This is a genomic window from Dolichospermum sp. LEGE 00240 (assembly GCF_015207875.1).
GTDB lineage: Bacteria > Cyanobacteriota > Cyanobacteriia > Cyanobacteriales > Nostocaceae > Dolichospermum > Dolichospermum gracile.
In genome coordinates this window covers 1-10,273 of record NZ_JADEVZ010000113.1, presented here as the reverse complement: position 1 = coordinate 10,273, position 10,273 = coordinate 1, and the positions used below count along the sequence as shown (strand labels likewise).

Sequence of the window (10,273 nt, the reverse complement as noted above, 5' to 3'; positions counted from 1 at the left end):
CCCTACTTCCCCAACTCCCTGCCTCTTCCTTCGCAAAAGGAACAAGATATGGGTAAGATAAGTTAATTACTATTTGGCAAACCCCTGGGAGTTAGTTCTATGTTGAGTTTAAAAATCGCTGTTTATATTGTCGTCGGTTTGTTTGTTAGCATTTTCATATTCGGGTTTTTGTCTAATGACCCAGCCCGTAACCCTGGTCGTCGGGATGCAGAATAAATAGCCAATAACTTAACTCTAGTGGCTGGAAGGTAGAAACAGGCTAAGATGTGATTTAACCTTCCGGCTATTTTTTGCTTTCTGGTCAGCTTGAAAATATGTTTCATCCAGTATTACCGCCTCAGCTACCTCCAAGTCTTGAATCTTTAAAACCTGTTGATAATGCTGCTTTTGCTCCTATTGTCAAGGTGAAAACTGATGAGCGAAAACTGATAATTGTTGGTAAACATCAGGATGACAAGTATCAATCAAATACCAGCCCAGTCCAGGCAAATGTTGTTGAGAAGTCTTTTTCTCTATTATCTCCACCGGAAAATTTAGCACCCAAGTCTTTACCTAGCTATCCTGAAGAATCGGCAGTTTTAGCGGAAACATCTATCCCTCCAACTCAGCCTAGTCATCTCAATTTACAGGAATCGGGGGGGAAATTACGGCTGTCTGTTGGCGATAAGAAACCTGCTGCACCAATCCAAAATATTATTGAATTTAAGCTTCGCCAGCCCAAAAATCAAGATTCAACACCTGCTAATGTAGAATTTCCACCGTCACCTCAACTACCGGCAGTAGAGAAGATTCCTGTGGGGAAAGGTAGAGTTGTGGAAGTAATTGCCGATCGCCAGGAGTATGATGAGCAAAGGCGAGTTGTCACTGCTGATGGTAATGTTGTTGTCAGGTTTGATGGGGCAGTAATTGATGCCGATACCCTACAAATTAATTTGGATAATTTGATTGCGGTGGGGGAAGGTAATGTGGTTTTAACTAGAGGTAATCAGGTACTCCAAGGACAACGGTTTACCTATAATTTTATTCAAGATAATGGGGATTTAGAAAACGGTAAAGGTGAACTTTATGTCCCCACAGCAAGTACAGATTTTGCTTTTTCACCAACTCTACCTACAGATATTACGGCAGGGGGCGTATCTAGCCAGCCGTTAAGTAATCGCATTCGCGCTAATCAGCCGCTGACGGGTGTGAACAGTTCAGGGGGTATCCAATTTGGTGCTAGTGGTCAATCAGATGTGCGAAATGTCCCCGTACCTGAGTTTGGGGGGACAGTGAAACGATTCAGGTTTGAAGCTCAACGGATTGAATTTTATCCGCGAGGTTTTCAAGCGCAAGATGTGAGAATTACTAATGATCCTTTTTCACCACCAGAATTAGAATTAAGAGCAGAGCAGGTAAATGTGACGCGGGAAGCACCTTTGATAGATAAAATTACTACCCAGCGTCAAAGGTTGGTTTTTGATCAAAACGTTGTTATCCCTCTGCCTGTTAATAGTCGGAGAATAGATCGTCGTCCACGTCAAGTCAATCCGACTATTGTTTCTCCTGGTTTTGATGCGGGTAAACGAGGTGGTTTGTATGTAGAACGCGATTTTGAAGCGATTAATATTAATCAAAAACGTTGGACTATTACACCCCAATTTTATCTGCAAAGGGCTTTTAAAGATGGCGGGAATGTGGCTAGTTTATTTGGGGTGAAGACTAGGCTAAATGCTGTTTTTAGTCCGAAAACTATTTTGGAGGGTGCGGGGGAGTTAACCAGTTTTGATTTCAATCAGTTAGAAAATAATTTGCGCGGAAGTGTGCGGTTACGCCAAAATTTGGGTAATGTTAATCCTTATATATTGAGTTTGGAGTCTGTTTACCGCGATCGCCTGTATAATGGTAGTCTTGGTTATCAAACTGTCCAAAGTAGTCTCGGTGGTATCATCAGTTCTCCCATTATGCCTTTAGGCAAAACCGGTATTAATCTTAGCTATCAAGGGGGCGCTCAATATATAGATGCAAATACTGACCGTCAAGATTTACTCTCACCAGGACGAAAAAACGATCGCATTTCTCTGGGTCGTTTACAAGGAACTGTGGCCTTGAGTGGTAGTATCAATTTGTGGCAAGGGCAACCATTGGCAGCTACAGCTAGTGAGGGATTAAAATATACCCCTACTCCTATCGTACCGTATTTGCAGGCGATCGCAGGTATCACAGCAACTACCAGCTATTATAGTAGCAGTGATAACCAAAGCACTTTAACTGGGAGTATCGGCTTAGTAGGACAGATTGGCAGTTTTTCTCGCCCTTACTTAAATTATACCGCCTTTAATCTCACCTACTCACAAGGAACTAATAGCGGTTTATCACCCTTTCTTTTTGATCGTTCAGTGGATAACAAAGTCCTGAATGCAGGTCTTTCTCAGCAAATCTATGGACCACTTAAGTTAGGTTTGCAAACATCCATTAATCTAGATACAGGTAAAAGCACCAGCACTGATTACATAGTCGAATACAGCCGCCGCACCTATGGTATTACCCTACGTTATAATCCAGTGCTAGAATTAGGCGGTTTTAGTATTCGCATTAGTGACTTTAATTGGACAGGTGGTACAGATCCATTTTCCAATGGAGAAATTAAACCCGTTCTTGGTGGCGTAATCCGTCAAGATAATTAAAAATCCGTAGAGGCAACCCCCCGTGGTTGTCCCGGAATTGTAGGCATCAAATCTGACAGATGAATGCAAAGGATTTTTAACTAAATAGAACCTGAGTTCGACATCAGATAATTTGTGGAAAACTGCCCCAAGTATGAGTCTCAAACCCTTATGATCTCGTTGAAAAAATCATAATTCTGTTCGCGTAGCGTCTTCGAAGGAGAAACTATTAACACCGAACTCAGGTAAATAGAGATGTCTAAAAAATCAGTATTTACAAAATTTAACAACATGAGTGGTAAATTAATTGTCTTTGAAGGGGTAGAAGGATGTGGTAAAACTACTCAGATGCAACTGTGTTTTCAGTGGCTAGAAAGTTTAAATATCTCCGTACTACTAACTCGTGAACCGGGGGGGACAGAGTTAGGAAAGGATTTGCGAGCGCTATTATTGGAGAAGTCCCCAAGTAAGCCGGTGGGGGAAGTGACGGAACTGTTATTGTATGCTGCGGATAGGGCGCAACATATTCAAGAGGAATTAAAACCGAATTTAGCTACAGGTAAATTTATTTTGTGCGATCGCTATACTGATTCTACCATTGCTTATCAAGGTTATGGTAGAGGTTTAGATATGAGTCTAATTAATAATCTGAATCAGATTGCTACTGGGGGGTTAACAAGTGATATAACTATTTGGTTAGATGTAGATGTGGAGGTGGGTTTATCGCGCAAACGGGGACAAGCTAAACTGGATAGAATTGAACAGGAAACTATGGATTTTCATCGTCGGGTACAGCAAGGATATACAGAATTAGCTGCATCCAATTCATCCCGAATTGTGAGAATAGATGGTAATAACAGTCAAGATATTGTTCAAAAAAATATACAGGATATTTTACAGCAACGCCTGTTTTCATAATTATGTTCTCGTCATTAATCGGACAACAGCAAGCAGTAGAATTATTAACTCAATCCGTTAAACAACATCGAGTTGCACCAGCTTATATGTTTGTGGGTGCTGATGGTGTAGGTAGAAGTTTAGCAGCAAAATGTTTTATAGAATTACTTTTTTCTAGTTCTATAAAACCTGATCAAATTCCCATTTTACACAATCGCATTCAGCAAAGAAATCATCCAGCTTTATTGTGGGTAGAACCAACTTATCAATATCAAGGACAAAGACTCACCCCAGCAGAAGCAGCCGAAAAGGGTGTTAAACGCAAAGCACCGCCGGTCATTCGTTTAGAACAAATTCGAGAAATTACCCAATTTCTTTCTCGTCCACCCTTGGAAGCAGCGCGAAATGTCATAGTATTAGAACAAGCCGAAACAATGGCGGAATCTGCGGCAAATGCGTTGTTAAAAACTTTAGAAGAACCAGGAAAAGCGACATTAATTTTAATTGCCCCTTCCCCGGAATCTGTGCTACCAACTTTAGTATCCCGTTGTCAAAAAGTCCCCTTTTATCGGTTAAATACTGCGGCTATGACTCAGGTATTGACACAAACAGGAAATGCCGAAATTTTGCAACATCCAGAAGTTTTAAATATAGCCGCAGGTAGTCCAGGAAATGCCATTTCCTCCTACCAACAATTGCAAACCATTCCCAGGGAATTTATCGCCCAGGTGAAAAAAACACCAACATCTTACCGTCATGCTTTAGAATTAGGTAAAAAAATTGATAAAGAATTAGATACAGAAGCACAATTATGGTTAATTGACTATTTACAACAATACTATTGGCAACAAATACATGAACCAAAAATTATTCAACAATTAGAAAAAGCTCGAAAACATTTACTTTGTTACGTCCAACCTCGTTTAGTTTGGGAATGCACATTTTTAGCCTTATTTAAAATATCCCAAAATCCGTAGGGGTTTCCCCGCCCTCAATTGCTTTTATATTGCCTTTTTATATTGCCTTTAGTTATGAAATTTTCCTATTGTCTCATTTAATCAGGATCACAACGAATTTCAATCATAAATCCATCGGGATCATAAAAATACACTCCTCTCCCAGTAGGACGGGAAACAGGCCCATACGCAATGACCAAATTATTTTCTTGAATTACTGCTAATGCTTCGTCAAATAATTCTGGATCAATATCAAAAGCTAAATGATATGCTCTTGTAAAAGACTTACTGGGATCTGGATCTGGTGGTAATAATTCGGGTTCTCCAAATAAGTCAATAATTGTGCCGTCAGGAGTGACAAAATTAGCGACTTTGCCGGCGTTGACAAGTTCTCTTAATGTTTTTGGTATTTCGTCCCCTGTAAGTTCGTGTAAGCCTAAAATGTGACCATAAAAATGGCGAGATGCTGCCATATTTTCGACGTTGAAAGCGATATGATGAACTTTGCGGAGGTAGCCGGTAGGAATATTTTTTTGAGAAATCATCATCCCGAAATTTAGAATCTATGGATTTAAAATTATCTGCAAATTGAGAATAAAGCCCGGTAAAATATCTTCACCAGAAAGTTTTGGTGGGTTGTCAAAATCAAAGTTTAAAACTTCTACATCTTTTCCGTAACGATAAATTTCTACTGAAGGTGTTTGTGGATCAATTAACCAACCTCAAAGCACCCCATTATTTTGATATTCTCGCAGTTTAGTGCGTAATTTTTCTAAACTATGCATTTCTGATCGCAATTCAATCACAAAGTCAGGACAAAGGGGGGAAAACCGTTTTTTTCTTCTTTACTTAAAGCCTCCCAACGTGCTAGTTTTATCCAAGCTGCATCAGGACAGCGATAAGCACCACTGGGTAATTTAAACTCTGTAGAAGAATCAAATACTTTACCTAATTTGGTTTGACGATTCCAAATACTTAAATCTGTAGTTATATCTGAGTTTCTAATTCCGCTTTCTCCATAGGCAATAGGCAATAGTGAAGAGGGTTTGGGGGATTTTACTTTTCTTTACACAGTTTGGTTTTATTGTGTTCACCTACTTACTGTATCACTGAATGGTTTCATGTAGACGATCGCCTGTTTCCAAACCATAATTTGCTCATTATTACCATCAAAAATACAGATACAATTGTGATCCTGCCAAAATATGCGACCTGTAATCAAATCACCAGTCATTAATCTAAATTCGACCGTTAATTTTTCTTTAATGCACTTCTGGACTTGACGAGTGCTAGGTAGGGAAGTATCAAATTGATCGGTTGGCATATATTATATTGGTAATTGGTAATTGGTAATTGGTAATTGGTAATGGACAACTGACAACTGACAAATTTTTTAATAGTATGAATGAATCTTTAATAATTCATTTAGGGCAAAATGGCAATCGAATTTACTAAGTATCACGGACTCGGTAATGATTTTATTCTTATTGATAACCGTTCCTCATTGACACCAGTATTAACACCAGAGAAAGCTGTACAGTGGTGCGATCGCCATTTTGGCATCGGGGCAGATGGTGTTATTTTTGCACTTCCTGGACAGAATGGCACTGATTACACCATGCGGATTTTTAACTCCGATGGTTCAGAACCAGAAATGTGTGGGAATGGGATTCGCTGTTTAGCGGTATTTTTAACAGACTTAGAAGGCATTTCCCGGACAAAAGATAAATATCATATTCATACCTTAGCCGGTGTGATTGCCCCCCAACTCACCGATGATGGTCAAGTTAAAGTGGATATGGGTGAACCCCGGTTATTAGCAGAAGAAATTCCTACCACTTTATCACCTGGTGAGTTTCAAGTCATTAATCAACCCTTGGAAGTAGCCGGAAAAACTTGGGATGTTACCTGTGTCAGCATGGGAAATCCCCACTGTATCACCTTTGTGGAAGATGTTGCGGCGATTAATTTAGAAAGCATTGGTCCCCAATTTGAAAATCATCCTGTATTTCCTAAAAAAACCAACACCGAATTTATTGAAATAGTCAATCGTAACTATTTGAAAATGCGCGTTTGGGAAAGAGGCGCGGGAATTACCCTTGCTTGCGGAACAGGTGCTTGTGCCTCCTTAGTAGCGGGTGTATTGAACGATAAATGCGATCGCACTGCTACCATAGAATTACCCGGCGGACTCCTAGAAATCGAGTGGTCAGAAGTTGACAACCGGATTTACATGACAGGACCTGCCGAACGAGTATTTACAGGTAAATATTAAATCTAGCTTAGGGCTTGCTGAAAAAGTTGTCTGTGAGGGCAGGGAACAGGTTACAGGGAACAGGTTACAGGTTACAGGGAACAGGGAACAGGGAACAGGTTACAGGGAACAGGTTACAGGGAACAGGTTACAGGGAACAGGTTACAGGGAACAGGTTACAGGGAACAGGTTACAGGGAACAGGGAACAGGTTACAGGAAATAAATAGTTTCAGCTATCTGGATATCCTCAATTTTCAAAATCCGACAAAGAAAAATGCACCAATTTTGAGATACCATCAGCCAAAACCCTGCAATTTCTTGTGATAAAAATCCGTGAGACCCTTATTAATAAACGGTTTTAGCTTTATATGGCTAAGGCCAAGCTACGCTATCAGCAAGCCCTACTTACTTTCATCATTCCAGATGGGAAGAGGACAGCAATTAACATCATTCAAACAAACTTTACCCCATTGTAAAGCCCAACGCACCAAAGCCACACGGTTATCAGTTTTCGTCTTGGTGAGAATATTACTGATGTGGTTATCAACCGTACGTTTACTAATTTCCAGTTTGACTGCAATTTCTTGGTTAGTTAAGCCTGTGGCGACTAAGTCTATAATTTGCAGTTCTCTGTCTGACAGACTAACACGGGTCTCAGACTCACTAGTAGCCATGACTTACTATTCCTCCCTTGTGTATATGTACTCAAGTCTTAATTCCTTATTCTAAAAGATTCTTTCCGAGGCGGAGGGTTTTAAATGTTGCTAATAATACTAATATCAAGATTTTCTTTTGATTTTAGGTTTGTAGTCATAAAAGTTACAGATAACAAGTATTGATTTTAACTAAGTGCCAGATTTTGGCAAATGGAGTCTCAAAATAGGTGGATTTTTCCTTGTGGGATTTAGAAAATTGAGGATATCCAGATGGCTGAAACTGTTCCCTGTTCCCTGTTCCCTGTCACCTCCCCTCACAGACAACTTATTCAGCAACCCCTCCTTACATACTGCGATAGTGTCAAACTAGATTTAGATTATGCCCCATCGAAAATCAAAAATGAAATGAGTAATCCCTCTATTTTATGTCTTGGTGAAGTCTTGTTTGACTGTTTAGCTGATCAATTGGGACTTAAGCTAGAAGAAGTGCAATCATGGACTCCCTATCCCGGAGGTGCGCCGGCGAATGTGGCTTGTGCTTTGGTAAAATTGGGAACTTCAGCCGGTTTTATAGGGGCTGTGGGTGAGGATGAACCAGGGAATGCACTGATAAAATTATTGGAAGACCTTGGTGTAGATACAACTGGTGTCCAAGGTCATTCTACAGCGCCAACGAGACAAGTATATGTGGTTAGGGATTTGGCAGGCGATCGCACCTTTGCTGGTTTTGGTAAATATGATACCTCAGAATTTGCTGATACCCGCCTCGAAGCTGCAAAGTTACCAACTGCGCTCTTTAATGAAGCTGACTTTTTGGTGGTGGGAACTTTAGAACTAGCCTATCCTGAAAGTGAAAAAGCTGTTTTGCAAGCTTTGGAGTTAGCAGAACAATATGACCTGAAAATCATTCTCGATGTCAATTGGCGACCAGTATTTTGGCAAGATGAAAAGACAGCTAGAACCAAAATCCTCTCGTTGGTGAAGCGATGCGACTTTCTCAAATTAACCAAAGAAGAAGCACAATGGTTATTTAATACTACAGATCCAGGGGCAATTACTTATAGGCTCAATTCTTTGGAAGGGGTTTTGGTGACAGACGGTGAACATGGTTGTGCCTATTGTTTAGGGGAAAATGAAGGTAAAATGCCGGCGTTTTCCATTTCTGTAGTAGATACAACTGGTGCAGGAGATAGTTTTTTGGCTGGGTTTATCCATCAATTACAACAGGTGGGGATTCACGGCCTCAGAGATGCAGAAACAGCCAAAAGGATTGTCACCTATGCCAGTGCTGTGGGAGCATTAACTACTATTAAACCAGGTGCGATCGCTTCCCAACCCACTGCGGCTGAAGTTGATGCTTTTCTCGCTTCCCATCAACTTTAACCAATAGTTAAACGGGCTAGAAACCGCGTCTACACAGGCAAAACCCACCTGCGTGGGTTTCAATCCTTGATTTTTCCTTAGTCCGCGCAGGCGGACTTTGTTTGTGTGGTTCCGTGAATTCCATTCGCCAGGGCTAAACTTTTCAAGCATTTTCCAACGATTCTCCCTGCAAATAACGTTCCAGCGCATCCGTTACCAGCTTATTGAGATTCACCCCCCGCTGTTTAGCAAATAACACCGCTTGGCGATGAAGTTGGCTACCTACACGCACATTAAAACTCCCTTTAAACGGCTTCTCAGGTTCAATCCCTTTTTCCTCACATAGAGTCAAATAATCATCAATTGCTTCCTCAAAACTAGCCCTCAGACTAGCGACATCTTCCCCCTCAAAACTAATTAAACTGCGAATATATTCCACCTGTCCATAGAGGATTTTATCTTCATCGCTATAGTGAATAGAGCCAAAATAATCCTTATATTGCATCATGTCATTCATAGCAACTCTTCCCCTTGGAGAATCTCAATAATCTGTTCAATTTGATATCCTTTAAGAATATTTTGAGGATGGGGTTTGTGTAATGTTATAACCACTCCCGCATCATTGAGAAAACGTCGTCGAGAACCTCCCGTTTTACCCGTGCTGACTTCCTCAAAACCAAAACCAGAAAGCAAGCTAACCAACTCCTCCCAGGTAAAATCCTTGGGACGACTGAGAAACCGCTTAATTAATTTCTCCCTACGGATCATGAGAACTCCAGACTGCTTATTTCCATTATCTGCCCTCAAAAACTTTTTGCAACTAAAATTAGTGACATTAATATTATTTCATCAACTCGCCTAAATTGCTAAAGCAGTTCTAATCTTCTTTACAATCACTTCTGGTGGTTCATAAACATCAACACAAATACAATTATCTGGCTCTTCAAGGTCATGAAACTGACTTTTGAGGAGCTTTTCGGTCATGAAGTGATTTTGTCGTGCTTTTAGCCTGTTTTCAATCACATCAAAAGACCCTTTCAGGTAAACTAGCTGAATGCAGCTATCAATTATCAGCATTTGACGATAGTTAGTTTTGAGTGCTGAACAAGCCAAAACCACATTTTTATTTTCTTCTAGCCAATTTCTGATGGCTGCTTGTAAATCTTCTAACCAAAGCTTTCTATCAGCATCATTGAGGGGAATACCCAGCCGCATTTTTTCGATGTTTGTTGCTGTGTGGAAATTGTCAGCGTCCCTAAGTTCCCAGTTTAGTGTTTCTGCTAAAAGTTTACCAATGGTAGTTTTACCAGCGCCAGAAACGCCCATTAAAAGAATAATCATTGATAGCTATTTTTAGATCAATGAATTACATATTTAGGACTTACGCATTGACAAAGTAGTAAAATAGTGTATTGATAAAAAGTATCATCTACTTATCAGGTATCGGACAATTAGAAAAATCAGCAAACCTTCCACAGCACAATGCAATCTGGAACATTACA

General features: G+C 40.2%; 12 protein-coding genes and 1 pseudogene. 6 read left to right on the top strand and 7 right to left on the bottom strand.

Features of this window, described 5'->3' with window-relative positions:
• Window positions 1-99 precede the first annotated feature (99 nt).
• From IQ226_RS23325 to IQ226_RS23310, 4 genes are all read left to right on the top strand, one after another.
• Window positions 100-216, top strand: a complete 117-nt coding sequence (locus IQ226_RS23325) for a photosystem II reaction center protein I (RefSeq protein WP_035082549.1) — start codon at window positions 100-102, stop codon at window positions 214-216.
• A 98-nt stretch (window positions 217-314) separates the two neighbouring features.
• Window positions 315-2,666, top strand: a complete 2,352-nt coding sequence (locus tag IQ226_RS23320; RefSeq protein WP_193899347.1) for a DUF3769 domain-containing protein — start codon at window positions 315-317, stop codon at window positions 2,664-2,666.
• Window positions 2,667-2,936: 270 nt separating this feature from the next.
• A complete protein-coding gene (gene tmk, locus IQ226_RS23315; protein WP_193899355.1) occupies window positions 2,937-3,563 on the top strand; it encodes a dTMP kinase in 627 nt (208 codons plus the stop codon).
• A gap of 2 nt (window positions 3,564-3,565) precedes the next feature.
• Complete coding sequence (locus tag IQ226_RS23310; RefSeq protein WP_193899345.1) at window positions 3,566-4,519, top strand: DNA polymerase III subunit delta'; 954 nt, start codon at window positions 3,566-3,568, stop codon at window positions 4,517-4,519.
• Between the two features lie 77 nt (window positions 4,520-4,596).
• Here IQ226_RS23310 and IQ226_RS23305 read toward each other — a convergent pair whose 3' ends face one another.
• The 3 genes and pseudogenes from IQ226_RS23305 to IQ226_RS23295 all read right to left on the bottom strand — a co-directional run bounded on the left by IQ226_RS23305 (window position 4,597) and on the right by IQ226_RS23295 (window position 5,822).
• A complete protein-coding gene (locus tag IQ226_RS23305) occupies window positions 4,597-5,043 on the bottom strand; it encodes a VOC family protein (protein WP_193899353.1) in 447 nt (148 codons plus the stop codon).
• Window positions 5,044-5,061: 18 nt separating this feature from the next.
• Window positions 5,062-5,522: pseudogene (locus IQ226_RS23300) on the bottom strand (Uma2 family endonuclease); the annotation flags it as partial.
• A 66-nt stretch (window positions 5,523-5,588) separates the two neighbouring features.
• Complete coding sequence (locus IQ226_RS23295; protein ID WP_193899343.1) at window positions 5,589-5,822, bottom strand: RNA chaperone Hfq; 234 nt, start codon at window positions 5,820-5,822, stop codon at window positions 5,589-5,591.
• A gap of 111 nt (window positions 5,823-5,933) precedes the next feature.
• Here IQ226_RS23295 and dapF point away from each other — a divergent pair, with 111 nt between their 5' ends.
• Complete coding sequence (gene dapF / locus IQ226_RS23290; protein WP_193899341.1) at window positions 5,934-6,773, top strand: diaminopimelate epimerase; 840 nt, start codon at window positions 5,934-5,936, stop codon at window positions 6,771-6,773.
• A 381-nt stretch (window positions 6,774-7,154) separates the two neighbouring features.
• Here the strand turns inward: dapF and IQ226_RS23285 are convergent, their stop codons facing one another.
• Window positions 7,155-7,427, bottom strand: a complete 273-nt coding sequence (locus tag IQ226_RS23285) for a LuxR C-terminal-related transcriptional regulator (RefSeq protein WP_193899339.1) — start codon at window positions 7,425-7,427, stop codon at window positions 7,155-7,157.
• Between the two features lie 387 nt (window positions 7,428-7,814).
• Here IQ226_RS23285 and IQ226_RS23280 point away from each other — a divergent pair, with 387 nt between their 5' ends.
• Window positions 7,815-8,792: a carbohydrate kinase gene (locus IQ226_RS23280; RefSeq protein WP_193899351.1), complete on the top strand. Its 978-nt coding sequence runs from the start codon at window positions 7,815-7,817 to the stop codon at window positions 8,790-8,792.
• 142 nt (window positions 8,793-8,934) lie between these two features.
• Here the strand turns inward: IQ226_RS23280 and IQ226_RS23275 are convergent, their stop codons facing one another.
• Genes IQ226_RS23275 through IQ226_RS23265 form a run of 3 tightly spaced genes read right to left on the bottom strand, consistent with a single transcriptional unit; the run spans window position 8,935 to window position 10,112 of the window.
• Window positions 8,935-9,288, bottom strand: a complete 354-nt coding sequence (locus IQ226_RS23275; protein WP_193899337.1) for a type II toxin-antitoxin system HicB family antitoxin — start codon at window positions 9,286-9,288, stop codon at window positions 8,935-8,937.
• Window positions 9,285-9,578: a type II toxin-antitoxin system HicA family toxin gene (locus IQ226_RS23270; RefSeq protein WP_228039633.1), complete on the bottom strand. Its 294-nt coding sequence runs from the start codon at window positions 9,576-9,578 to the stop codon at window positions 9,285-9,287. The genes IQ226_RS23275 and IQ226_RS23270 overlap by 4 nt, the downstream gene beginning before the upstream one ends.
• A gap of 51 nt (window positions 9,579-9,629) precedes the next feature.
• Window positions 9,630-10,112 (bottom strand): gluconokinase, encoded by a 483-nt coding sequence (locus IQ226_RS23265; protein ID WP_193899335.1) that lies wholly within the window; start codon window positions 10,110-10,112, stop codon window positions 9,630-9,632.
• Between the last annotated feature and the right edge of the window lie 161 nt (window positions 10,113-10,273).

What these genes read in the sequence shown, in the direction of transcription:
- IQ226_RS23325 (WP_035082549.1), top strand. Translation starts at nt 100, where the DNA reads ATGTTGAGTTTAAAAATCGCTGTTTATATTGTCGTCGGTTTGTTTGTT.
- IQ226_RS23320 (WP_193899347.1), top strand. Translation starts at nt 315, where the DNA reads ATGTTTCATCCAGTATTACCGCCTCAGCTACCTCCAAGTCTTGAATCT.
- tmk (WP_193899355.1), top strand. Translation starts at nt 2,937, where the DNA reads ATGAGTGGTAAATTAATTGTCTTTGAAGGGGTAGAAGGATGTGGTAAA.
- IQ226_RS23310 (WP_193899345.1), top strand. Translation starts at nt 3,566, where the DNA reads ATGTTCTCGTCATTAATCGGACAACAGCAAGCAGTAGAATTATTAACT.
- IQ226_RS23305 (WP_193899353.1), bottom strand. Translation starts at nt 5,043, where the DNA reads ATGATTTCTCAAAAAAATATTCCTACCGGCTACCTCCGCAAAGTTCAT.
- IQ226_RS23295 (WP_193899343.1), bottom strand. Translation starts at nt 5,822, where the DNA reads ATGCCAACCGATCAATTTGATACTTCCCTACCTAGCACTCGTCAAGTC.
- dapF (WP_193899341.1), top strand. Translation starts at nt 5,934, where the DNA reads ATGGCAATCGAATTTACTAAGTATCACGGACTCGGTAATGATTTTATT.
- IQ226_RS23285 (WP_193899339.1), bottom strand. Translation starts at nt 7,427, where the DNA reads ATGGCTACTAGTGAGTCTGAGACCCGTGTTAGTCTGTCAGACAGAGAA.
- IQ226_RS23280 (WP_193899351.1), top strand. Translation starts at nt 7,815, where the DNA reads ATGAGTAATCCCTCTATTTTATGTCTTGGTGAAGTCTTGTTTGACTGT.
- IQ226_RS23275 (WP_193899337.1), bottom strand. Translation starts at nt 9,288, where the DNA reads ATGAATGACATGATGCAATATAAGGATTATTTTGGCTCTATTCACTAT.
- IQ226_RS23265 (WP_193899335.1), bottom strand. Translation starts at nt 10,112, where the DNA reads ATGATTATTCTTTTAATGGGCGTTTCTGGCGCTGGTAAAACTACCATT.